Annotated in this window: 23 protein-coding genes, 1 tRNA gene and 3 pseudogenes; 22 read left to right on the top strand and 5 right to left on the bottom strand. The window is 41.8% G+C overall.

Annotated elements, in window-relative coordinates; translation table 11 throughout:
• Window positions 1-21: 21 nt before the first annotated feature.
• Window positions 22-1,351: pseudogene (locus B7695_RS06545) on the top strand (hemolysin family protein).
• A gap of 298 nt (window positions 1,352-1,649) precedes the next feature.
• Here B7695_RS06545 and B7695_RS06535 read toward each other — a convergent pair.
• Window positions 1,650-1,720 (bottom strand) — tRNA-Cys (locus tag B7695_RS06535).
• A gap of 158 nt (window positions 1,721-1,878) precedes the next feature.
• On the opposite strand from B7695_RS06535, the pseudogene B7695_RS06530 reads away from it, so the two are divergent.
• The 19 genes and pseudogenes from B7695_RS06530 to yidD all read left to right on the top strand — a co-directional run bounded on the left by B7695_RS06530 (window position 1,879) and on the right by yidD (window position 18,108).
• Window positions 1,879-3,867: pseudogene (locus B7695_RS06530) on the top strand (peptide ABC transporter substrate-binding protein).
• Between the two features lie 66 nt (window positions 3,868-3,933).
• A complete protein-coding gene (locus tag B7695_RS06525; RefSeq protein ID WP_000759914.1) occupies window positions 3,934-5,430 on the top strand; it encodes an ABC transporter permease in 1,497 nt (498 codons plus the stop codon).
• Entirely contained in the window at window positions 5,430-6,356 is a 927-nt protein-coding gene (gene oppC / locus B7695_RS06520; RefSeq protein ID WP_000103691.1) for an oligopeptide ABC transporter permease OppC, read from the top strand. The genes B7695_RS06525 and oppC overlap by 1 nt, the downstream gene beginning before the upstream one ends.
• An 8-nt stretch (window positions 6,357-6,364) precedes the next feature.
• Complete coding sequence (locus B7695_RS06515) at window positions 6,365-7,432, top strand: ABC transporter ATP-binding protein (RefSeq protein WP_000159550.1); 1,068 nt, start codon at window positions 6,365-6,367, stop codon at window positions 7,430-7,432.
• Between the two features lie 10 nt (window positions 7,433-7,442).
• The gene (locus B7695_RS06510) at window positions 7,443-8,369 is read left to right on the top strand and encodes an ATP-binding cassette domain-containing protein (protein WP_042900321.1); all 927 of its coding nucleotides are present in this window, start codon (window positions 7,443-7,445) and stop codon (window positions 8,367-8,369) included.
• A 451-nt stretch (window positions 8,370-8,820) separates the two neighbouring features.
• Entirely contained in the window at window positions 8,821-9,798 is a 978-nt protein-coding gene (locus B7695_RS06505) for an ABC transporter substrate-binding protein (RefSeq protein WP_084890560.1), read from the top strand.
• Window positions 9,799-9,809: 11 nt separating this feature from the next.
• On the top strand, window positions 9,810-10,703 hold the full coding sequence (locus tag B7695_RS06500) for an ABC transporter permease (protein WP_084890558.1): 894 nt from the start codon (window positions 9,810-9,812) through the stop codon (window positions 10,701-10,703).
• A gap of 12 nt (window positions 10,704-10,715) precedes the next feature.
• A complete protein-coding gene (locus B7695_RS06495; RefSeq protein ID WP_000157661.1) occupies window positions 10,716-11,519 on the top strand; it encodes an ABC transporter ATP-binding protein in 804 nt (267 codons plus the stop codon).
• A 20-nt stretch (window positions 11,520-11,539) separates the two neighbouring features.
• Window positions 11,540-11,689, top strand: a pseudogene (locus B7695_RS10850) (alpha-glucosidase C-terminal domain-containing protein); the annotation flags it as partial.
• 255 nt (window positions 11,690-11,944) lie between these two features.
• Window positions 11,945-12,193, top strand: coding sequence for a YneF family protein (locus tag B7695_RS06485; protein ID WP_000364990.1), 249 nt, complete (start codon window positions 11,945-11,947; stop codon window positions 12,191-12,193).
• Between the two features lie 199 nt (window positions 12,194-12,392).
• Entirely contained in the window at window positions 12,393-13,187 is a 795-nt protein-coding gene (racE, locus tag B7695_RS06480; protein ID WP_084890556.1) for a glutamate racemase, read from the top strand.
• The gene (locus B7695_RS06475; protein ID WP_419991787.1) at window positions 13,145-14,155 is read left to right on the top strand and encodes a nucleoside-triphosphate diphosphatase; all 1,011 of its coding nucleotides are present in this window, start codon (window positions 13,145-13,147) and stop codon (window positions 14,153-14,155) included. The genes racE and B7695_RS06475 overlap by 43 nt, the downstream gene beginning before the upstream one ends.
• Entirely contained in the window at window positions 14,131-14,652 is a 522-nt protein-coding gene (locus B7695_RS06470) for a metallophosphoesterase (RefSeq protein WP_001118952.1), read from the top strand. Before B7695_RS06475 ends, B7695_RS06470 begins: the two co-directional genes overlap by 25 nt.
• Window positions 14,649-15,110 (top strand): cyclic-di-AMP-binding protein CbpB, encoded by a 462-nt coding sequence (gene cbpB, locus B7695_RS06465; protein ID WP_000560716.1) that lies wholly within the window; start codon window positions 14,649-14,651, stop codon window positions 15,108-15,110. The genes B7695_RS06470 and cbpB overlap by 4 nt, the downstream gene beginning before the upstream one ends.
• Window positions 15,107-15,841: a site-specific tyrosine recombinase XerD gene (xerD, locus tag B7695_RS06460; RefSeq protein WP_345788997.1), complete on the top strand. Its 735-nt coding sequence runs from the start codon at window positions 15,107-15,109 to the stop codon at window positions 15,839-15,841. Before cbpB ends, xerD begins: the two co-directional genes overlap by 4 nt.
• The gene (locus tag B7695_RS06455) at window positions 15,841-16,569 is read left to right on the top strand and encodes a segregation/condensation protein A (protein ID WP_084890549.1); all 729 of its coding nucleotides are present in this window, start codon (window positions 15,841-15,843) and stop codon (window positions 16,567-16,569) included. The genes xerD and B7695_RS06455 overlap by 1 nt, the downstream gene beginning before the upstream one ends.
• Window positions 16,570-16,587: 18 nt before the next feature.
• Window positions 16,588-17,157, top strand: a complete 570-nt coding sequence (gene scpB, locus B7695_RS06450) for an SMC-Scp complex subunit ScpB (RefSeq protein WP_020903100.1) — start codon at window positions 16,588-16,590, stop codon at window positions 17,155-17,157.
• A complete protein-coding gene (locus tag B7695_RS06445; RefSeq protein WP_001222228.1) occupies window positions 17,144-17,866 on the top strand; it encodes a pseudouridine synthase in 723 nt (240 codons plus the stop codon). Before scpB ends, B7695_RS06445 begins: the two co-directional genes overlap by 14 nt.
• The gene (gene yidD, locus B7695_RS06440; RefSeq protein WP_084890548.1) at window positions 17,866-18,108 is read left to right on the top strand and encodes a membrane protein insertion efficiency factor YidD; all 243 of its coding nucleotides are present in this window, start codon (window positions 17,866-17,868) and stop codon (window positions 18,106-18,108) included. Before B7695_RS06445 ends, yidD begins: the two co-directional genes overlap by 1 nt.
• Before the next feature lie 107 nt (window positions 18,109-18,215).
• On the opposite strand, the gene B7695_RS06435 is transcribed toward yidD, so the two are convergent.
• The 4 genes from B7695_RS06435 to B7695_RS06420 form a co-directional block, all read right to left on the bottom strand.
• Window positions 18,216-19,187: a siderophore ABC transporter substrate-binding protein gene (locus tag B7695_RS06435; RefSeq protein ID WP_084890545.1), complete on the bottom strand. Its 972-nt coding sequence runs from the start codon at window positions 19,185-19,187 to the stop codon at window positions 18,216-18,218.
• A 95-nt stretch (window positions 19,188-19,282) separates the two neighbouring features.
• Window positions 19,283-20,035: an iron ABC transporter ATP-binding protein gene (locus B7695_RS06430; protein WP_084890543.1), complete on the bottom strand. Its 753-nt coding sequence runs from the start codon at window positions 20,033-20,035 to the stop codon at window positions 19,283-19,285.
• Entirely contained in the window at window positions 20,032-20,988 is a 957-nt protein-coding gene (locus B7695_RS06425; RefSeq protein ID WP_084890541.1) for an iron chelate uptake ABC transporter family permease subunit, read from the bottom strand. Before B7695_RS06425 ends, B7695_RS06430 begins: the two co-directional genes overlap by 4 nt.
• Window positions 20,978-21,937 (bottom strand): ABC transporter permease, encoded by a 960-nt coding sequence (locus tag B7695_RS06420; protein WP_192855744.1) that lies wholly within the window; start codon window positions 21,935-21,937, stop codon window positions 20,978-20,980. Before B7695_RS06420 ends, B7695_RS06425 begins: the two co-directional genes overlap by 11 nt.
• Before the next feature lie 238 nt (window positions 21,938-22,175).
• On the opposite strand from B7695_RS06420, the gene pepA reads away from it, so the two are divergent.
• Together pepA and B7695_RS06410 are read left to right on the top strand one after the other, a co-directional pair.
• On the top strand, window positions 22,176-23,240 hold the full coding sequence (pepA, locus tag B7695_RS06415) for a glutamyl aminopeptidase (RefSeq protein WP_084890537.1): 1,065 nt from the start codon (window positions 22,176-22,178) through the stop codon (window positions 23,238-23,240).
• A gap of 21 nt (window positions 23,241-23,261) precedes the next feature.
• Window positions 23,262-23,558, top strand: coding sequence for a bacteriocin immunity family protein (locus B7695_RS06410; protein ID WP_084890535.1), 297 nt, complete (start codon window positions 23,262-23,264; stop codon window positions 23,556-23,558).
• Window positions 23,559-23,840: the final 282 nt, after the last annotated feature.

Here is a 23,840-nt window from a genome sequence, read left to right as displayed (position 1 = left end):
TACTATTTTAGGAGAAGAACTATGGAAGACCCAAGTAGTCAGAATTTGTTGCTACAATTTGTTTTATTGTTTATCTTGACAGTGTTAAATGCTTTTTTCTCAGCCACAGAAATGGCCATGGTTTCACTTAACCGTGCGCGGGTTGAACAAAAGGCAGAAGAAGGAGATAGACGCTATATCCGTCTGCTGAAGGTACTAGAAAATCCTAACCACTTTTTATCAACCATTCAAGTAGGGATTACTCTGATTACAATCTTATCAGGGGCGAGTTTGGCAGAAACTCTGGGACGAGAAATTGCATCTTGGCTTGGAAATGGAGAAACAGCTTATGCCGTTGCAAGTTTTCTATCTTTAGCATTTTTGACTTATATTTCCATCGTTTTTGGGGAATTGTATCCTAAGAGAATCGCTCTTAATCTAAAGGATGCCTTGGCAATTCGTACAGCGCCGGTTATCATTGGGCTTGGGAAACTAGTTAGTCCCTTTTTGGCTCTTGTCTGCATCAACCAATCTCTTGAGTCGCTTGACTCCTATGACCTTTGACGATGCTGACGAAAAAATGACCCGTGATGAAATTGAGTACATGCTGACAAATAGTGAAGAAACACTAGATGCTGACGAAATTGAAATGTTACAGGGGATTTTTTCACTGGACGAATTAATGGCCAGAGAAGTCATGGTTCCTCGAACAGATGCCTTTATGGTCGATATTCAGGATGATAGTCAAACCATCATCCAAAGTATTTTAAAACAAAATTATTCTCGTATCCCTGTCTATGATGGAGACAAGGATAACGTGATTGGGATTATTCACACCAAGAGTCTCCTTAAGGCGGGCTTTGTGGACGGTTTTGACAATATTGTTTGGAAGAGAATTTTACAAGATCCACTTTTTGTTCCTGAAACTATTTTTGTGGATGACTTGCTAAAAGAATTGCGCAATACCCAAAGACAAATGGCAATTTTGCTGGATGAATACGGTGGGATGGCTGGTTTGGTGACACTTGAAGACCTCCTAGAGGAAATCGTTGGGGAAATTGATGACGAAACAGATAAGGCTGAAATCGAAGTTCATCAAATTGGAGAAGATACCTATATCGTTCAAGGTACTATGAATCTCAATGACTTCAATGACTACTTTGATGTTGAACTGGAAAGTGATGACGTTGATACCATCGCTGGTTATTATTTGACAGGAGTTGGGACCATTCCAACGACTGAGAAACTCAGCTATGAATTAGTTAGTCAAAACAAACAGCTTATCTTAACTAATGATAAAGTGAAAAATGGACGTGTTACCAAGGTAAAAGTCCAAATTACCGAAGTTGAAATAGAAGAAGAAACAGAGTAAACTAGAGGCTTTTGTCACCAGGTGTGACGAAGCTTTTTCAGTTGATTTCATACTCTTCGAAAATCAAATTCAAACCGCGTCAACGTCGCCTTGCCGTACTCAAGTACAGCCTGCGGCTAGTTTCCTAGTTTGCTCTTTGATTTTCATTGAGTATCAAAAGATTGTCTCCTAAAAAGAAGTCTGTCCCAAATTCGCTCCAAAAATTTTTGTAAGTTATATGTATTCATCAGAAGAAAATAAAAAAGCCCTTTAAACTGGGCTTTCTGTTCATTTGAAACCTGATAAATCAAGTTATAGAAGGCGGTAGACGGATTTGAACCGACGATCAAGCTTTTGCAGAGCCGTGCCTTACCACTTGGCTATACCGCCTTAACGTTTATTATTATACCTTGAAAATGATTTTCAGTCAATAGCTTTTTCAGATTTTTTGTATCAATAAGCCTAAATATTCTGAAAATTCGTTTACTTTTCTTGAAATCTATGGTATAATTGATGATGACTTATACTTTATTACGAGGAGTGAAGAAATGAAAAAAAGTCAAGTGCTTGCTGTAGCAGGAGCTACCTTATTAGCGTCAGGAGTTCTAGCTGCGTGTTCAAACACTAGTTCAAATAATGCGAAACTAGCAAAAGATTACCAATATGTTTATCAAACAGATCCAGAAACCTTGGATTATATCGTCAGCAATATCGATTCAACATCATTCATCACAACAAATGCTGTAGATGGTTTGTTGGCTAACGATAAATATGGTAATCTGGTTCCTTCTATTGCTGAATCATGGACAGTTTCAAAAGATGGTTTGACTTATACCTATAAAATCCGTAAGGATGCTAAATGGGTAACTGCAGAAGGAGAAGAATATGCTCCTGTCACTGCTAAAGACTTTGTCACTGGTTTGAAGCATGCGGTAGATGGGAAATCAAAAGGACTTTCAATCGTTAGCTCTTCTATTAAGGGATTAGAAGCATATATTAAGGGTGAAACAAGCGATTTTTCAACCGTCGGGGTAAAAGCACTCGATGATCAAACACTAGAATATACCTTGAACCAGCCAGAAACTTTCTGGAATGACAAGACAACTAGTGGTGTTTTGATGCCGGTTAATGAAGAATTCTTAACTTCAAAAGGGGAAGGTTTTGGTGCCCCAACAGATGCCAACTCTATTCTTTATAACGGTCCATTTGTCTTGAAGGCTGTAACTCCTAAATCATCTATCGAGATGGCTAAAAATGACACTTACTGGGACAAAGAAAATGTAAAAATTGAGAACGTTAAGTTCACTTTCTGGGATGGTAAGGACCAAGATGTCATTGCCAAAGGTTTTGCTGATGGTCAATATAGCAAGGCTCGTATCTTCCCTACAAGTTCTACATATGAAAAATATGCAGCTGACTTTAAAGATAACATTTACTTTAATGAACCAGGAGCGGGTGTTGCAACTGTCAGTTTGAATTATGGCCGTACAACCTATAACCACACTGCCAAAACAAGTGATGCCCAAAAGACATCTACTCAGAAAGCATTGCTAAACAAGGAATTCCGTCAAGCCTTGAACTTTGCTGTCGATCGCAATTCTTACTCAGCTCAAACAAATGGTACTGATGGAGCTGCAGTAGCCATCCGTAATACATTTGCACCATATAATCTTCAAGTTGGTAAGAAAACATTTGGTGAATTGGTACAAGATAGCTTGGCTAAGACAAATTCTTCTACTTGGTCAAACGTGTCTCTAGCAGATTCTCAAAATGGACTTTACAATGAAGAAAAAGCTAAAGAAGTCTTTGCTAAAGCTAAATCAAGCCTACAAGCTGAAGGTGTTGAATTCCCAATCCACTTGGATGCCTTGGTTATCCAAGAATCAACAGCGGTTGTAAACCGTGTTCAATCATTGAAACAATCAATTGAAAAAGTATTGGGTTCAGATAATGTTGTTGTAGACTTACAACAAATGACTCAAGCAGAAGCTTTACCAATTTCATTTAGCGCTCCAACGGCTAAAGAACAAGACTGGGATATCCATACCTTGCTAGGATGGAACCCTGACTATCAAGATCCTTCTACTTTCTTGGATCAATTCGTCATTAAGGGAGGAAGCACTCGCCTTTACCTTGGTATTGACCAAAACACAGATGCATCAGTAGTAAGCAAACTTGGTTTAGCTGACTATGGAAAATTACTTGATGACGCAAACAGCGAAAACCAAGATGTTCAAAAACGTTATGAAAAATACGCGGTGGCACAAGCTTGGTTGACTGATAATGCTTTGACAATTCCAGTAATGGCTTCTCCTAAAGAAACAGCCGTTTCATATGTTTAAAAAGTTCTACCATTTAGCTCTTCATATTCTGTAGCCGGCCTTAAAGGTGAAAATTCAGGATACTTGAAGTACACTGAAGTTGGTGAAAAAGCAATCACTAAAGAAGAGTATGAAAAAGCTCGTGAAAAATGGTTGAAAGAGAAGACTGAGTCAAACGAGAAAGCTCAAAAAGAATTGGCAAGTCATGTGAAGTAAATAATTTTCAATAGAACTTTCTCTCCATGAGGAGAAGGTTCTTTTGGGATTTTTAAAGGAAATGATATGAAAAAATATATTTTTATGCGTGTTTTGCGGTCATTGGTTTCTATCTTTTTAGTAACAACCTTGACTTACACGATTATCTATACAATGGTTCCTCGAAAATTGATTTTCAAACAGGATACCAACTATAACAAGATTGCGACAACGGCTGATAAACGTGATAACTATGAGAATACTGTTTATGAGCGTATGGGCTATATAGAGTACTACGATACCAAAGAGTTGCAAGAAAAAGCTAGCCAGATGGATGCTTCTGTAACAGTTGAAGCCAATGACACCAACAAGGCCATCTATGAAAAATACATCAAACAAATCGGTCATGGTTGGACCTTGGGAGAATTTACTGAAAGTGGCCAATTCTACGCTACTCGTGAAATCCCAATTTTTGAACGTGTTTTTCACTTCTATGCTAACTTGATTGATATTGACCATACTAATAAAATCCAAGACCCTGAAAATCCAGACTTGAAACGTTACCTTCGTTTCGAAAACGATCCAGCGATCGGATGGTCCTTGGTTGGTTCAGGAACTAAACACAAATATCTCTTGTACTTCAACAGTCAGTTCCCATTTGTGCATCAAAACTTTGTGAACATTAATTTAGGTGACTCTTATCCAACCTATGCTAATAGTCCTGTTTTACAGGTTATTACTCAAGGACAAGGGCAAACAAAAACATCTCAAGTTCAGTTCCCAACAGGTAAGAAGACTTCTTCTGTAAATATTTACTCAAGAACCTATAAATCACCTAGTCAGGCTGATTCTCGTGAAGTAGCCAACTACGGAAAAGATGACCCATATACTGCAACTGAAAGCAACTACCAATATCCTTCTATGATTGCCAGCTCTGCTGTCGTTGGATTGATCGGTTTGGTGATTTCTTATGCGATTGCCGTGCCACTTGGTTCAGCTATGGCTCGCTTCAAGAATACTTGGATTGATAGCTTCTCAACAGGGGCTTTGACCTTCTTGATGGCTCTTCCAACAATTGCCTTGGTTTATATCGTTCGTTTGGCTGGTTCTTCAATCGGCTTGCCAGATTCATTCCCTATCTTGGGTGCTGGAGATTGGCGTTCGTATGTTTTACCAGCAGTTATCCTTGGTTTGTTGGGTGCTCCTGGTACAGCCATTTGGATTCGTCGTTACATGATTGACTTGCAATCACAAGACTTTGTTCGTTTTGCTCGTGCAAAAGGTTTGTCTGAAAAAGAAATTTCAAATAAACACATCTTTAAAAATGCTATGGTTCCGCTTGTTTCAGGAATTCCTGGTGCTGTTATCGGGGTTATCGGTGGTGCAACCCTTACTGAAACAGTCTTCGCCTTCCCAGGTATGGGTAAAATGTTGATTGACTCTGTAAAAGCATCTAATAACTCTATGGTCGTAGGTCTTGTCTTCATCTTTACATGTATTTCTATCTTCTCACTTCTTTTGGGAGATATTTGGATGACGATTATTGACCCACGTATTAAATTGACTGAGAAAGGAGGCAAATAATGTCTACAATCGATAAAGAAAAATTTCAGTTTGTAAAACGTGACGATTTTGCCTCTGAAGCCATTGATGCGCCAGCATATTCTTACTGGGGTTCAGTGTTTAGACAATTTATGAAGAAAAAATCAACTGTAGTCATGTTGGGAATCTTGGTAGCTATCATTTTGATGAGTTTCATCTATCCAATGTTTTCTAAGTTTGATTTCAATGATGTCAGCAAGGTAAACGACTTTAGTGCTCGTTATATTAAGCCAAATGCGGAGCATTGGTTCGGTACAGACAGTAATGGTAAATCTCTCTTTGATGGTGTCTGGTTCGGAGCTCGTAACTCTATCCTCATTTCTGTGATTGCGACAGTGATTAACTTGGTTATCGGTGTCTTTGTCGGTGGTATTTGGGGAATTTCAAAATCAGTTGACCGCGTGATGATGGAAGTTTATAACGTCATCTCAAACATCCCATCTCTTTTGATTGTTATTGTCTTGACTTACTCAATCGGAGCTGGATTCTGGAATCTGATTTTTGCCATGAGTGTAACAACATGGATTGGGATTGCCTTCATGATCCGTGTGCAAATCTTGCGTTACCGTGATTTGGAATACAACTTGGCATCACGTACTTTGGGAACACCAACCTTGAAGATTGTTGCCAAAAACATCATGCCACAATTGGTATCTGTTATTGTGACAACCATGACTCAAATGCTTCCAAGCTTTATCTCATACGAAGCCTTCTTGTCTTTCTTCGGTCTTGGATTACCGATTACCGTGCCAAGTTTGGGGCGTTTGATTTCAGATTATTCACAAAACGTAACAACTAACGCTTACTTGTTCTGGATTCCATTGACAACCCTTGTTTTGGTATCCTTGTCCCTTTTCGTAGTTGGTCAAAACTTAGCGGATGCTAGTGATCCACGTACACATAGATAGGAGTAGAAATGACAAAAGAAAAAAATGTAATTTTGACTGCTCGCGATATTGTCGTGGAATTTGACGTTCGTGACAAAGTATTGACAGCCATTCGCGGCGTTTCCCTTGAACTAGTTGAAGGCGAAGTGTTGGCCTTGGTAGGTGAGTCAGGATCAGGGAAATCTGTTTTGACAAAGACCTTCACAGGTATGCTCGAAGAAAATGGTCGCATTGCCCAAGGAAGTATTGACTACCGTGGTCAGGATTTGACAGCCTTGTCTTCTCACAAAGATTGGGAACAAATTCGTGGGGCTAAGATTGCGACGATCTTCCAAGATCCAATGACTAGTTTGGACCCAATTAAAACAATTGGCAGTCAGATTACAGAAGTTATTGTAAAACACCAAGGAAAAACAGCTAAAGAAGCAAAAGAATTGGCCATTGACTACATGAATAAGGTTGGGATTCCAGATGCAGATAGACGTTTTGATGAATACCCATTCCAATATTCTGGAGGAATGCGTCAACGTATCGTTATTGCGATTGCCCTTGCCTGCCGACCTGATGTCTTGATCTGTGATGAGCCAACGACAGCCTTAGATGTGACCATCCAAGCTCAGATTATTGATTTGCTAAAATCTTTACAAAACGAGTACCATTTCACAACAATCTTTATCACCCACGACCTTGGTGTGGTAGCAAGTATTGCGGATAAGGTAGCGGTGATGTATGCAGGAGAAATCGTTGAGTATGGAACTGTTGAGGAAGTCTTCTATGACCCTCGCCATCCATATACATGGAGTCTCTTGTCTAGCTTGCCTCAGCTTGCTGATGATAAAGGGGATCTTTACTCAATCCCAGGAACACCTCCGTCACTTTATACTGACCTGAAAGGGGATGCTTTTGCCTTGCGTTCTGACTATGCAATGCAGATTGACTTCGAACAAAAAGCCCCTCAATTCTCAGTATCAGAGACGCATTGGGCTAAAACTTGGCTTCTTCATGAGGATGCTCCAAAAGTAGAAAAACCAGCTGTGATTGCAAATCTCCACGATAAGATCCGTGAAAAAATGGGATTTGCCCATCTGGCAGACTAGGAGGAAGGAAATGTCTGAAAAATTAGTAGAAATCAAAGATTTAGAAATTTCCTTCGGTGAAGGAAGTAAGAAGTTTGTCGCGGTTAAAAATGCTAACTTCTTTATCAACAAGGGAGAAACTTTCTCGCTTGTAGGTGAGTCAGGAAGTGGGAAAACAACGATTGGTCGTGCTATCATCGGTCTCAATGATACAAGTAATGGAGATATCATTTTTGAAGGTCAAAAGATTAATGGTAAGAAATCGCGTGAACAAGCTGCAGAATTGATTCGTCGTATCCAGATGATTTTTCAAGATCCTGCCGCAAGTTTGAATGAACGTGCGACTGTTGATTATATTATTTCTGAAGGTCTTTACAATCATCATCTGTTCAAGGATGAAGAAGAACGTAAAGAGAAAGTTAAAAATATTATCCGTGAAGTGGGGCTTCTTGCTGAGCACTTGACTCGTTACCCTCATGAATTCTCAGGTGGTCAACGTCAACGTATCGGTATTGCCCGTGCCTTGGTCATGCAACCAGACTTTGTTATTGCGGATGAGCCCATTTCAGCCTTGGACGTTTCTGTACGTGCCCAAGTCTTGAACTTGCTCAAAAAATTCCAAAAAGAACTCGGTTTGACCTATCTCTTTATAGCCCATGACTTGTCTGTCGTTCGCTTTATTTCAGATCGTATCGCAGTTATTTACAAGGGTGTTATTGTAGAGGTTGCAGAAACAGAAGAATTGTTTAACAACCCAATTCATCCATATACTCAAGCCTTGCTTTCAGCGGTACCAATCCCAGATCCAATCTTGGAACGTAAGAAGGTCTTGAAGGTTTACGACCCAAGTCAACACGACTATGAGACTGATAAGCCATCTATGGTAGAAATCCGTCCAGGTCACTATGTTTGGGCTAACCAAGCCGAATTGGCGCGTTACCAACAAGGGTTAAACTAATAGTGGTTTTATAATTTCCATGTCAACTTTTATGGAAATTATAACCCTTTTTTGTTGGACTGATTTGAAAAACTTTAAAAGTGGCTTGAAAGAATTTTCGAAAAATTTTAAAAAATTCTGAAATATTCTTGACAGGTGATAAAAAAGGTGGTAAGATAGGAAACATCAAAAAAGAAAGCAGAAAAAGAAATGAATAAGAAACAAGCTGTAACGATGAATCAAAACTTTTACTTTAGCTACTTTAGATAGTGTTTGTAGACATGTCACCATGGATGCAAACAGTTCAAGCAATTTGTTTGTATCTATGTGGCTAAGATTTTTGATTGTGGTCCATATAGATGAATATCTAAATGGACTAGCTAAGTTGTAACTTGTTAGATTATTTCAAGCATCCGTTTAGATAGTATCTAGGCGGTTTTTTGTTTTATCTTTTCTGAGAAGGAGTTTCATTATGAAAGTTGTTCGAAAATTACTAGCCCCCCTCTTGGTAGTGGGGATTCTCTTGACCTCTCTGATCAGTTTGCATCAGTTGAAGGCAGATAAGAAAAAAGATGTTTTTCGTATCGGTATTTCGCAGTTTATTACTCATCAATCTTTGGACGCTACTAGAGAAGGTTTTGTGGATGAGCTAGCAAAGCAAGGCTATGTTGAAGGGAAAAATATCGAGATTGATTTGCAAAATGCACAGGGTGAGCAAAGAAATCTAAAAACCATTTCCCAGCAACTAGCAGAATCTAGTGATGTCGTTCTAGCCATCGCAACGCCTTCTGCTCAGAGTTTGGCTAATACAACACAAACGACACCTGTTATCTTTTCAGCGGTAACAGATCCTGTCAGTGCCAAGTTGGTTGAGTCAAGAGAGCATCCTGGGGGCAATGTGACTGGGACAAGTGACCAGTCATCAGATGCCATTTCAACCCAAATCAATTTGATAAAGAAAGTGTTGCCAAAAGCTAAAACAATTGGAATCCTCTATACTCAGAGCGAGCCAAACTCAGTTGTCCAAAAGGATGAAGCTAAGCGCCTTCTGGAAGAAAAAGGCTTTACCGTTGTTGAAAAAACAATCTTGGACAGTAACAACGTCAAGGCGGCAGCAGAGAGTTTGATGGTAGAGGTGGATATGGTTTTTGTACCAACGGATAATATCATTTCGTCAACCATGGAAACAGTTAAGCAGGTTTCTATTAAACACAAGGTTCCAGTATTCGGTGGTTCAACAGAAATGATTGCTGTTGGTGGCTTGTATAATTACGGAACCAATTATGAAGAATTGGGAAGACAGACAGCTCGCATGCTGGTTCGTGTCTTAAAAGGTGAAAAGCCAGAAAATATAGCAGTTGAGTTGCCTGAAAAACTGGAATTGCATACCAATCAAGAAATGGCAGATGCATTGGGAATTGATATTAGTAAGTTAGAAGGCAAGGAATAAGGAGGTTTAAGATGAATTTTGTGTTATCTAGTTTATCAGAAGGTTTGTTGTGGTCGATTATGGCGATTGGGGTCTACTTGACTTTCCGTATTTTGGATATTGCGGATATGACTGCTGAAGGAGCCTTTCCACTGGGGGCGGCTGTCGTCGTATCTCAGATACAGGCAGGGACAAATCCTTGGATTGCGACTTTACTTGCTTTGTTTGCAGGTATGGTAGCAGGTCTAGTATCAGGAATGCTCCACACCAAGATGAAAATTCCAGCCCTCTTGACAGGGATTGTGACCTTGACAGGGCTTTATTCAATCAATATTAAAATCATGGGAAGTGTGCCCAATCTTTCCTTGGGAGATTCTTCGACTGTCTTTAAACAGTTGGCTAGCTTGGGGCTGTCAACTGAAGAAGCTGTTTTCTCACTCAGTTTAGCTTGTCTCTTACTTGTTTGTTTGGTCTTGACTCTTTTGATGAAAACAGAGATTGGCTTGGTCTTGCGTTCGACTGGGGACAATATTCCGATGAGTGAGGCCAATGGGGTCAATGTAGACACCATGAAGATTGTTGGCTACATGATTTCAAACGGCTTGATTGCCCTATGTGGTTCCTTGTTTGCCCAAAATGATGGATTTTCAGATGTGACTTCTGGGACAGGAACCATTGTTGTTGGTTTGAGTGCAGTGATTATTGCGGAAGTATTGATACACGACTTGCCCATTGGAGGCCGTTTGTTATCCATCGGAATCGGTGCCATTGTTTACCGTTTGATTATTTTAAATATCTATGAAATTCCAAATCTAGATCAAAACTTGGTACGTCTCTTTAATGCAATCTTGCTCGCTTTAGTTTTATTTGCACCAGAATTGCAAAAGCGATTAAAGATTCGTGGTCTGAAATTGAGAAATGAATAGGAGGAGAAAGTTATGGCAAGTTTGTTAACACTTGAAAATATTCACAAAACATTTGAAGCAGGGACGGTCAATGAGAACCATGTCCTCAAAGGATTAGATTTAGAAGTTGAAGAGGGAGATTTTATCTCTGTGATCGGTGGAAATGGAGCAGGGAAATCCACTTTGATGAATATCTTGGCTGGCAATCTATCTGTGGATGAAGGGGATCTTCTACTGGCAGGCAAATCCATTAAAAATCTGAGTGTAAGAAAGAGAGCCAAGGATATTGCCCGTGTTTTTCAAGATCCTAAGATGGGAACAGCTTCTCGTTTGACGATTGAGGAGAATATGGCTATTGCCTTGAGACGAGGGCAGAAGAGAGGGCTTGGTTGGGGCGTGAAGGAGAAGGATAGAATCCAGTTCCAAGAGGCCTTGAAGGAGTTGAATATTGGTCTTGAAAACCGCTTAAAAGTAGATACTCAATATCTCTCAGGAGGACAAAGACAGGCCTTGACCCTAGTCATGGCAGCTCTGGTGAAACCCAAACTTTTGCTTTTGGATGAACATACTGCGGCACTTGACCCGAAAACGAGTCAAATGGTGATGGATTTGACGCAAAAGATTGTGGAACACCATCAGTTGACGACTTTGATGATTACCCACGATATGAACCATGCGATTGAGTACGGAAATCGTCTCATTATGCTCTATCAAGGCAAGATAGTGGTAGATGTCAAAGGAGAAGAGAAAAAGCATCTGACGGTTGAAGATCTCATGCATCTCTTCCAGAAAAATAGTGGCCAAAGTCTAGTCAGTGATGAATTGGTTTTGGGATAAAGAAAAAGGCTGAGATGTGGCTCAATAATTTCTATGTCACAGAAGTGGAAATGGATTTACCAGTAGCCTACCAAAATGGGCAAATTTTGATTTCCAATTATGAAGATGCAGAAGTGTCTGAAAAAATTCTACTCAGACCGTATCAAACACTGGCTATTTATGTAAATTAATACTCTTCGAAAATCTCTTCAAACTGTGTCAGCTCTATCTGCAACCTCAAAACAGTGTTTTGAGCAGCCTGCGGCTAGCTTCCTAGTTTGCTCTTTGATTTTCATTGAGTATAAACTCAGTAAGGAGCCCTCTTTCGCAGAAAAGCAGGGTTCTTTTTGCTGTCTATTCCATTCCTGAAAGCGTAAAACAAACTAGTCAGGGTGGCTAGTTTGTGGTATAATGAAAGAGACTCAAAAAGAAACAGGAGAAAAATTATGGATTTACTTTTAGCAATTGTATTGATTGTGCTAGCTTTTCTAGGAGGAGCTCTTGGAGGAATGTACTTGGTTCGTAAGCAAATTGAAAAGGAATTCGCTGACAACCCACGTTTGAATGCTGAAGCAGTTCGTACTCTTTTGAGTGCAAATGGTCAAAAACCAAGCGAAGCCAAGGTACAACAAGTTTACCACCAAATCATCCGCCAACAAAAAGCAGCCCTTGCTAACAATAAAAAGAAAAAATAAATAAGGAAAAGTCTGGGATGAAAGTTCCAGACTTCTCACTATGTTGGCTATGCTTTAGAGATGAGACTTTTTCCTTGCATTCTATTGATATTTGATTATGATTAAGAGAGATAGTTGTTGATTAGGCTGTCAATTAATTATTAAAGAAAAGTAATCATAATGAACTATCAATCAGAAAAAAGACTAGAAAGAAGACTGTATGGATAATCGACCAATTGGTTTTTTGGATTCGGGTGTCGGGGGCTTGACCGTTGTGCGCGAGCTCATGCGCCAGCTTCCCCATGAAGAAATCGTCTATATTGGAGATTCGGCACGGGCGCCTTACGGTCCCCGTCCTGCTGAGCAAATTCGTGAATATACTTGGCAGTTGGTCAACTTTCTTTTGACCAAGGATGTCAAAATGATTGTCATTGCTTGTAATACTGCGACTGCGGTCGTCTGGGAAGAAATTAAGGCTCAACTAGACATTCCCGTCCTAGGTGTGATTTTGCCAGGAGCTTCGGCAGCTATCAAGTCCAGTCAAGGTGGGAAAATCGGAGTGATTGGAACACCCATGACGGTACAATCAGGCATCTACCGTCAGAAAATCCATGATCTGGATCCCGACTTACAGGTGGAGAGCTTGGCCTGTCCCAAGTTTGCTCCCTTGGTTGAGTCAGGCGCCCTGTCAACCAGTGTCACTAAGAAAGTGGTCTATGAAACCCTGCGTCCCTTGGTTGGAAAGGTGGATAGCCTGATTTTGGGTTGTACCCATTATCCACTGCTCAGACCTATTATTCAAAATGTCATGGGGCCCAAGGTTCAGCTCATCGATAGTGGGGCAGAGTGCGTACGAGATATCTCAGTCTTACTTAATTATTTTGAAATCAATCGTGGTCGCGATGCTGGACCACTCCATCACCGTTTTTACACAACAGCCAGCAGCCAAAGTTTTGCACAAATTGGTGAAGAATGGCTGGAAAAAGAGATTTATGTGGAGCATGTAGAATTATGACAAATAAAATTTATGAATATAAGGATGACCAGGACTGGTATGTCGGCTCATATAGTATTTTTGGTGGTGTCCGGACATTGACTGATGAAGACTTGGATTTTCCTCTATTTGAGTTTGCCCAAAGATTTCGAGATGAGGAACAAGGTTTTCCGCTTTCAGTTACTGTTTTACGCTATGGTTCTCTCTACCGTTTATTGTCTTTTGTGGTAGATATCCTCAACCAAGAAATGGGACGAAATCTGGAAGTCATCCAACGTCAGGGAGCTTTTCTCTTGATTGAAAATGGGCAACTCCTGCATGTAGCATTGCCTAAAGAAGGGGTCAATGTTCATGATTTCTTTGAGACAAGCAAGGTCAGAGAAACCTTATTGATTGCGACTCGAAACGAAGGCAAGACCAAGGAATTTCGAGCTATCTTTGACAAGCTAGGCTACGATGTGGAAAATCTCAATGACTATCCTGACCTACCTGAAGTAGCAGAAACAGGCATGACCTTCGAAGAAAATGCCCGCCTTAAGGCAGAAACTATTTCTCAATTAACGGGCAAGATGGTTTTGGCAGATGATTCTGGACTGAAAGTCGATGTCCTTGGTGGCTTGCCAGGCGTCTGGTCAGCTCGTTTCGCAGGAGTGGGAGCTACTGACCGTGAAAATAATGCCAAGCTATTGCACGAATTGGCCATGGTCTTTGAACTCAAGGATCGTTCGGCTCAGTTCCACACAACCCTAGTCGTAGCTAGTCCAAACAAGGAAAGCTTGGTTGTCGAAGCTGACTGGCCAGGCTACATTAACTTTGAACCTAAGGGTGAAAATGGCTTTGGCTATGACCCTCTCTTCCTTGTAGGAGAGACAGGCAAGTCCTCAGCTGAATTAACCCTTGAAGAAAAAAATAGTCAATCTCACCGTGCCTTAGCCGTTAAGAAACTTTTGGAGGTATTTCCATCATGGCAAAGCAAACCATCATTGTAATGAGCGATTCACATGGCGATAGCTTGATTGTGGAAGAAATCCGTGATCGCTATGTGGGCAAAGTTGACGCCGTTTTTCATAACGGCGATTCTGAACTGCGTCCTGATTCTCCACTTTGGGAGGGCATCCGTGTAGTTAAAGGGAACATGGACTTCTACGCCGGCTACCCAGAACGTTTGGTGACCGAGCTTGGTTCGACCAAGATTATCCAAACCCATGGTCACTTGTTTGACATCAATTTCAACTTTCAAAAGTTGGACTACTGGGCTCAGGAAGAAGAGGCCGATATCTGTCTTTATGGTCACTTGCATGTGCCAAGCGCTTGGATGGAAGGCAAGACCCTCTTTCTAAATCCAGGTTCCATCAGTCAACCACGTGGGACCATCAGAGAATGTCTCTATGCTCGTGTGGAGATTGATGATAGTTACTTCAAAGTGGACTTTTTGACACGAGACCATGAGGTGTATCCAGGCTTGTCTAAGGAGTTTAGCCGATGATTGCCAAGGAGTTTGAGACTTTCTTGTTGGGGCAGGAGGAAACTTTTTTGACCCCTGCTGAAAATCTGGCCGTGTTGATTGATACCCACAATGCAGATCACGCGACTCTCTTGCTCAGTCAGATGACCTATACCCGTGTTCCTGTTGTAACAGATGAAAAACAGTTTGTTGGGACGATTGGGCTCAGAGATATTATGGCTTATCAGATGGAGCATGACTTGAGCCAAGAAATCATGGCGGATACGGATATTGTTCATATGACCAAAACGGACGTAGCGGTCGTCTCGCCTGATTTTACCATTACGGAGGTCTTGCACAAGTTGGTAGATGAGTCCTTCTTGCCGGTTGTGGATGCGTCTGGTATTTTCCAAGGGATTATCACGCGCAAGTCTATCCTCAAGGCAGTGAATGCCCTCTTGCATGACTTTAGTAAGGAATATGAGATTCGATGCAAATGAGAGATAGGATTTCAGCCTTTTTAGAAGAAAAGCAGGGCTTATCTGCCAATTCCAAGCAGTCCTATAAGTATGATCTGGAACAATTTTTAGACATTGTGGGCGAGAGGATTTCTGAGACCAGTCTCAAGATTTACCAAGTCCAGCTAGCCAATCTAAAAATCAGCGCCCAGAAGCGAAAGATTTCGGCCTGTAACCAATTTCTCTACTTTCTCTATCAAAAAGGAGAAGTGGATAGCTTTTATCGTTTGGAATTAGCCAAACAAGCTGAAAAGAAAACCGAAAAGCCAGAACTGTTAGACCTAGACTCTTTTTGGCAGGAAAGTAATTATCCAGAGGGGCGTTTACTGGCTCTACTTATCTTGGAAATGGGGCTCTTGCCGAGTGAGATTTTAGCTCTCAATGTTGCGGACATCAATCTGGATTTTCAGGTGTTGCGAATCCAGAAGGCTTCCCAACAGAGGATTGTCACTATTTCCACGACCTTGCTTTCAGAATTGGAACCCTTGATGGGCCAGACCTATCTTTTTGAAAGGGGAGGGAAAGCCTATTCTCGTCAGTGGGCCTTCCGTCAACTAGAAGCTTTTGTCAAGGAGAAAGGTTTCACAACCTTATCGGCTCAAGCCTTGCGGGAACAGTTCATTCTACGACAAATTGAAAACAAGGTCGATTTGTACGAAATTGCAAAAAAATTAGGATTAAAAACAGTCCTTACCTTAGAAAAATATAGATAATGGATATTAAATTAAAAGATTTTGAAGGGCCCCTGGACTTGCTTTTGCACCTGGTTTCTAAGTACCAGATGGATATCTACGATGTGCCTATTACGGAAGTCATTGAGCAGTATCTAGCCTATGTCTCAACCCTGCAGGCCATGCGTCTGGAAGTGACGGGCGAGTACATGGTCATGGCCAGTCAGCTCATGCTGATTAAGAGCCGCAAACTCCTTCCAAAGGTAGCAGAAGTGACCGATTTGGAAGATGATCTGGAGCAGGATCTTCTCTCTCAAATCGAAGAATACCGCAAGTTCAAGCTCTTGGGGGAGCACTTGGAAGCCAAGCACCAAGAACGGGCCCAGCACTATTCCAAAGCGCCGACAGAGTTGATTTACGAAGATGCGGAGCTTGTTCATGACAAGACGACCATTGACCTCTTTTTGGCTTTTTCAAATATCCTAGCCAAGAAAAAAGAGGAGTTTGCACAGAATCACACGACTATCCTGTGGGATGAGTATAAGATTGAGGACATGATGGTCATCGTAAAAGAGTCCTTGGCTGGACGAGACCAGTTGCGCTTGCAGGATTTGTTCAAGGAAGCCCAGAATCTCCAAGAGGTCATTACCCTCTTTTTGGCAACCCTAGAGTTAATCAAAACCCAGGAGTTGATCCTCGTGCAAGAGGAGAGTTTCGGAGATATCTATCTCATGGAAAAGAAGGAAGAAAGTCAAGTGGCCCAAAGCTAGACTTGATAGAGAGGAAAGATGAGTACTTTAGCAAAAATAGAAGCGCTCTTGTTTGTAGCGGGTGAAGATGGGATTAGAGTCCGCCAGTTAGCTGAACTCCTCTCTCTGCCACCGACAGGCATCCAACAGAGTTTAGAAAAATTAGCCCAGAAGTATGAAAAGGACCCAGATTCCAGTTTGGCCCTGATTGAGACAGGGGGCGCTTATAGATTGGTGACCAAACCTCAGTTTTCAGAGATTTTGAAGGAATACTCTAAGGCGCCTATCAACCAGAGTTTATCTCGGGCTGCCCTTGAGACCTTGTCCATCATTGCCTACAAACAGCCCATCACACGAATAGAGATTGATGCCATCCGTGGGGTCAACTCGAGTGGGGCCTTGGCAAAGTTGCAGGCCTTTGACTTGATACGAGAAGACGGGAAAAAAGAAGTGTTGGGTCGTCCTAACCTCTATGTGACTACGGATTATTTCCTAGATTACATGGGAATAAACCATTTAGAAGAATTACCAGTGATTGATGAGCTTGAGATTCAAGCCCAAGAAAGCCAATTATTTGGTGAAAGGATAGAAGAAGATGAGAATCAATAAGTATATTGCCCACGCAGGTGTGGCCAGTAGGAGAAAAGCAGAAGAGTTGATCAAGCAAGGTTTGGTGACGGTTAACGGCCAAGTGGTACGTGAACTAGCAACCACTATCAAGTCAGGCGACAAGGTCGAAGTTGAAGGCCAACCTATCTACAACGAAGAAAAGGTCTACTATCTGCTTAACAAACCACGCGGTGTCATTTCCAGCGTGACAGATGACAAGGGCCGCAAGACTGTTGTCGACCTCTTGCCCAACGTGAAAGAGCGCATCTACCCTGTAGGTCGTTTGGACTGGGATACATCAGGAGTCTTGATTTTGACCAATGATGGGGATTTTACGGATGAGATGATTCACCCTCGTAATGAGATTGACAAGGTTTATGTCGCGCGTGTTAAAGGTGTGGCCAATAAGGATAATCTCCGCCCCTTGACCCGTGGACTTGAGATTGATGGTAAGAAAACCAAGCCGGCTGTCTATGAGATTCTCAAAGTGGATCCAGTCAAAAACCGCTCTGTGGTGCAGTTGACTATCCATGAAGGGCGTAACCACCAGGTTAAAAAGATGTTTGAAGCTGTCGGTCTCCAAGTGGACAAGTTGTCACGGACCCGTTTTGGACATCTAGACTTGACGGGACTCCGTCCTGGAGAATCCCGTCGTCTTAATAAAAAAGAAATCAGCCAACTACACACTATGGCTGTAACCAAGAAATAATGAAACGAATCTTAATAGCGCCTGTGCGCTTTTACCAACGATTTATCTCACCAGCCTTTCCACCCTCCTGTCGCTTTGAACCGACTTGTTCCAACTACATGATTCAGGCTATTGAAAAGCATGGCTTCAAGGGTGTCTTGATGGGCATGGCTCGGATTTTACGTTGCCACCCCTGGTCGAAAACAGGTAAGGACCCCGTCCCAGACCACTTTTCCCTCAAACGAAATCAAGAAGGGGAATGAGGTTGGGCAAACAGATTTCAAAATGATAAAAACGCATCCTATCAGGTTTGGGTGAGCTTGATAGGATGCGTTTTATCATGTAAAGATGTGATTGAGTTTAAAGTAGCTTATTTCAAGGCTTTTTGTGCGTCTTCAATCATGAGTTTGGTTGATTCAAGTCCGCCTCCGCTGAGATACCAGAGGTCTGGTGTTAGTTGGATAATCTTACCATTTTTAGCGGCAGGAGTTTCAGCGATAAGGGCATTTTCTAGGACGCCATCGTTGCTAGAGTTGTCCCCACCGATGGCAAGGGTACGGTTGATGACAAAGAGGATGTCAGGATTGATCTCTTTGACACTTTCAAAGCTGACTTCTTGTCCGTGGCGTGAGTCTTCGAATTTAGTGTCAGTTGGCTTGAATTTCAAAGTTTGATACAAGAAAGAGAAACGAGATTGGGCACCAAAGGCAGCCATTTTTCCTTCGTTGAGGAGGATAGCAAGGGCTTTTTTGTCAGAACTTTCATTTTTAGTAGCGACTTCTTGTATGCTCTTGTCTAGCTTTGCCAATTCTTCCTTGGCTTTCTGTGTGCCTGTTTCACCGAAGGCACTTGCTAAGGATTCGATATTTGCCTTGGTAGAAGTCCAGTAGTCGTCCTTGCTTGCTTGGAAGAGAACAGTCGGAGCGATTTCGTTGAACTTATCTACGAATTTTTGGGTACGTGGTGAAGCGATAATTAGGTCTGGTTCAAGAGCAGCAAGGGCTTCTAGGTCTGGCTCAACCATAGAACCAACATTTTTAACTTTTCCAGCTAGGTCTTTAAGATAAGTCGGAACAGTTTTTGTAGGCATTCCGACGATATTCTTTTCAAAACCTAAAGCGCGAATAGTATCCGCAGCACCGAGGTCAAAGGTCACAATCTTTTCAGGGACTTTTGAAAGTGTGACTACACCTAGTGAACTTTTAATAGTTACCTCTGTTGGAGCAGAGTTGCTTGTTTCCGACTTACTAGTGCTTGAGTTTGTGTTTGTACTACATGCACCAAGTAGGAGCAAGAAACTAGCCACTAGGGCAGTGAGGTAAAGTTTAAGGGATGTTTTCATGATTTCTCCTTTTTAAAATGTGATAACGATTTAGGGAGTCTCTTGGTCTTATTGACTAAGAGACTGAAGGTTCTCTAACTTGAGCTTCTATGTTACTAGCTATAGATACAGATCTTTTTGCCATTGATATCAGCTAGCGTGATGGGAATCTCGTAAAGTTGGCTGAGCAGGTCAGATTGCATGATTTGACATGTCGTTCCCTTGCTAAAGACTTGACCGTCCTTGAAGGCGACAATTTCATCCGCATACTGACTGGCCATGTTGATATCGTGGAGGACGATGATAATGGTCTTTCCGAGATCTTCCACCAGTCTCCGAAGAATCTGCATCATGCTAACGCTTTGCTTGATGTCGAGATTGTTGAGCGGTTCGTCTAGTAAGATAAAGTCCGTATCCTGGGCCAGTACCATGGCGATAAAGACGCGCTGGAGTTGTCCCCCAGATAGGCTATTGATGTAGCGGTCTTTTAGGTTGGTTAGTTCCAGATAGTCCAGAGTTTCTCGGATTTTTTCCCAATCTTCTGGTCTCAGTCGACCTCGGCTGTAGGGAAAACGTCCAAAACTGACCAGTTCTTCAACAGTCAATTTGGCTTGGTAATTGATTTTCTGTTTTAGGATAGTCAGTTCTTGAGCCAGTTCTTGCGAATTCCAACTCTCGATTTCACGGCCTTTGATACTGAGAATTCCCTGATCTTTCTTGGTCAGTCTGCTCATGATGGAGAGGAGAGTCGATTTTCCAGCACCATTTGGACCAATGAAGGCTGTCAGTTTCTGAGGACTGACTTCAAGCGAAATGCCTTGCAAAATATCCTGTTTTTGAATGGATTTGTCAATGTTTTCCAGTTTCACTGACGTGCCCTCCTGTATAGTAAGATAAAGAATAGGAGCCCCCCTACACTCTCGATGATCATGCTGATGCGAATTTCCAGCGCAAAGACTCGTTCAATCAGGGCTTGTCCCAAGGTCAAGCTAATAAATCCAACCAGAATGGCTACGATAAAGAGTAATTTGTGCCGATAGTCTTTGACAATCAGGTAGGTGAGGTTAGCCAGCATAAAGCCGAAGAAGGCCATAGATCCCACCAGGGCAGTTGCTGTTGAGGTCAAAAGTACGATGCCCCAGAGGAGCTCTTTCTGTTCTTTTTCAACATCGAGTCCCAATATCTGAGCTGTTTCTCTTTGCAGGTGCAAGACATCCAGGATGACTGCTTTTCGAAAGAAAAAGATTGTCAAAGCAAGAATAATCAGAGAACCGATGGCTAGGATGGAAGTGTTGAGATGTTGAAAGGAGGCAAAGAGACTGTTCTGCAGTTTATCGTATTCGTTTGGATCCATCAAGACCTGAAGGAAGGTACTGATATTTCGAAAGAGACTTCCGAGGGCTAGACAGATTAGCAGGATGAAGACCAGGTCTTGTTTCATCAGTGTCTTCAAGTAGCCTTGTAAGGCAAGAAAGAAGAGGGATTGAAGCAGAAGCAAAACTAGGAATTCTAAGATAGGGGACTTGCCAAGTTGAAGAAACTTGCTTTCAAAAACTAGTAGTAGAGTTTGCAGTAGGACGTAGAAGGATTCGATTCCTAAAATACTTGGCGTCAGGAAACGATTTTCCGTCAAGGTTTGAAAACTAATGGTCGAAATCCCAGTCGCGATGGCTACCAAGAGATAAATGATGATTTTTTGGGAACGCAACTTCCAAGCAAAGGCTGACAAGTGAGTGATGGGCCAAAAGTAGAGGAGACAAGCTCCGATGGCCAGAATAATGAGAAGGCAGAAGAGTTTGATATGTTTGCTTTTAAACTGCATCTTTTCGTCCCCCTCTCCAGAGAAGTAGGATAAAGACGAGGCTACCGATGATTCCTAGCAAGAGACTGACAGACAGCTCATAGGGCCGAATCAGAACTCGGGATAGGATGTCGCAAGCCAGAACTAGATTGGCACCGACCAGTGCTACGATGAGTTTGGTCTGACTTAGATTATCTCCATAGCGCTTGCGAACAAGATTGGGAACAATAACTCCGAGAAATGGTAAGCCACCCACAGTAATCATGGTGACACTAGTCGTTAGCGCCACCAGAAAGAGGGCCAGTTTTTCAAGTAGGGAGTAGGAAATACCCAAACTCTCGCTGGTTTCTTTCCCTAGATTCATGATGGTAAAAGTTTGGGATAATTTCCAAACGGCTATCAGAATGATGAGGCCTAAGAAGAGCCACTCATACTGATGGGTCTGAATCATGGAGAAGGAACCCTGGGTCCAAGCTGTCATACTCTGAACCAGATTGAAACGATAGGCGATAACTTCTGTGACAGAACCGATAATCCCGCTATAGATGATTCCAATCAGAGGCAACATCCACCTTTCCTTTACAGTAAAAATGGTCATAAAGGCTAGGAAGAAGAGGGTAAATACGATGGATGAAACAAAAGCAAAGAGCATCTTTTGAGTCAGACTAGCCGACGGAAAGACAAAGAGGCTCAAGACCATTCCCAGTTTGGCAGCTTCAGTGGTTCCAACTGTACTCGGTGCAGCAAACTGATTTTGAGTGATGGTCTGCATGAGAAGTCCTGCCATGCTCATACTAGAGGCAGTCAGGAGAATGCTAATGGTTCTTGGAAGACGGGACTCTTGAAAGAGGAGCCAAGTTTCATGATCCAGTGCAAAGAGTTTTCCCCATGAAAAATCACTGGTTCCAATGCTAATAGAGAGAAAGATTAGGAGTAGAAGTAAGCCAATTAAGTAATAAGAAAGTTTCATACCCCGTCCTTTTATGTAGATTTGGTATCGAAAGATACCTGCAGATATAAATGTAACACTATTTTTCTAATCTGTCAATAAATTTTCTGACAATTTAATGTAAAAAAGAAAGAAAAATTCCTGAAAGAACATCGCTCTCTCTTTTTTAGTAGGAAAACTGAGTAAAAAACTATCCACCTTCCCGCTATCCTTCTCCTATAAAAAGTGGTAAAATGGATGAAAGAAAGAAGGAACTGAAATGACAACATTATTTTCAAAAATCAAAGAAGTAACAGAACTTGCTGCGATCTCAGGTCATGAAGCACCTGTCCGTGCTTATCTTCGTGAAAAATTGACACCGCATGTGGATGAAGTGGTGACAGATGGCTTGGGTGGTATTTTTGGTATCAAACATTCAGAAGCTGCGGATGCACCGCGCGTCTTGGTCGCTTCTCACATGGATGAAGTTGGTTTTATGGTCAGCGAAATCAAGCCAGATGGTACTTTTCGTGTCGTAGAAATCGGTGGTTGGAATCCTATGGTGGTTAGTAGCCAGCGCTTTAAACTCCTGACTCGTGATGGTCGTGAAATTCCTGTGATTTCAGGTTCTGTTCCGCCACATTTGACACGTGGAACAGGTGGACCAACCATGCCAGCTATTTCAGATATTATTTTTGATGGTGGTTTTGCGGACAAGGCTGAGGCAGAAAGCTTTGGAATCCGTCCTGGTGATACCATCGTACCAGATAGCTCTGCAATCTTAACAGCCAATGAAAAAAATATCATCTCAAAAGCTTGGGACAATCGCTATGGAGTTCTCATGGTGAGCGAGTTAGCAGAAACTCTGTCAGGTCAAAAACTCGGAAATGAACTCTATCTGGGCTCTAACGTCCAAGAAGAAGTTGGTCTTCGTGGTGCTCATACTTCCACAACTAAATTTGATCCAGAAGTCTTCTTAGCAGTTGACTGCTCACCTGCTGGTGATGTTTATGGGGGTCAAGGCAAGATTGGAGATGGAACCTTGATTCGTTTTTACGATCCAGGTCACTTGCTTCTCCCAGGGATGAAGGATTTCCTTTTGACAACGGCTGAAGAAGCTGGTATCAAGTACCAATACTACTGTGGTAAAGGCGGAACAGACGCTGGCGCAGCTCATCTGAAAAATGGTGGTGTCCCATCAACAACAATCGGAGTCTGTGCTCGTTATATCCACTCTCATCAAACCCTCTATGCAATGGATGACTTCTTAGAAGCGCAAGCTTTCTTGCAAGCCTTGGTGAAAAAATTGGATCGTTCAACAGTTGATTTGATTAAAAATTATTAAACCATAAGGGAGGTGGAAGGGATGGTAGAACCAAACCTAGAAAGCCTTGTAAAAGATCTTTACAATCATGCTCGACATGATTTGAGTGAAGATTTAGTTGCTGCTCTCCTAGAGACTGCTAAAAAACTGCCTACTACAAATGAGCAATTGCTGGCAGTTCGTCTCTCAGGCCTGGTCAATCGTGAATTGCTCCTTAATCCCAAACATCCGGCACCTGAGTTGCTCAACTTGGCCCGCTTTATCAAAAGAGAAGAATCCAAGTACAGAGGAACTGCGGCTTCTGCGCTTATGTACGGGGAGCTCTTTAAAATGCTTTGATTCCATTGTGGATCAAAGCATTTTTTATAGTAAAATGAAATAGGAATGTAGCGACAAAAATTTGGAATTTAAATCAATTTATAAGAATGTTTTAGAGGTAGTGTCGTCCTGCTCCAGATTCAGTCCACTATATATGGTAGAAAAGCAATTCTTGGTTAGGAAAAGAAAAAAGCCATCCTATTCAGGAGAGCCCACTGAAAAAGTCATCAACTTGATGGCTTTTTTGTTATACTAGAGATGAGGTGAAATCATGCTTGATAATCAGTTAACTATGGATGTCAG

Source organism: Streptococcus mitis (assembly GCF_002096845.1).
Lineage (GTDB): Bacteria > Bacillota > Bacilli > Lactobacillales > Streptococcaceae > Streptococcus > Streptococcus mitis_A.
The sequence above is the reverse complement of the archived record's forward strand: the minus strand, read 5'-3'. Positions and strand labels throughout refer to the sequence as shown.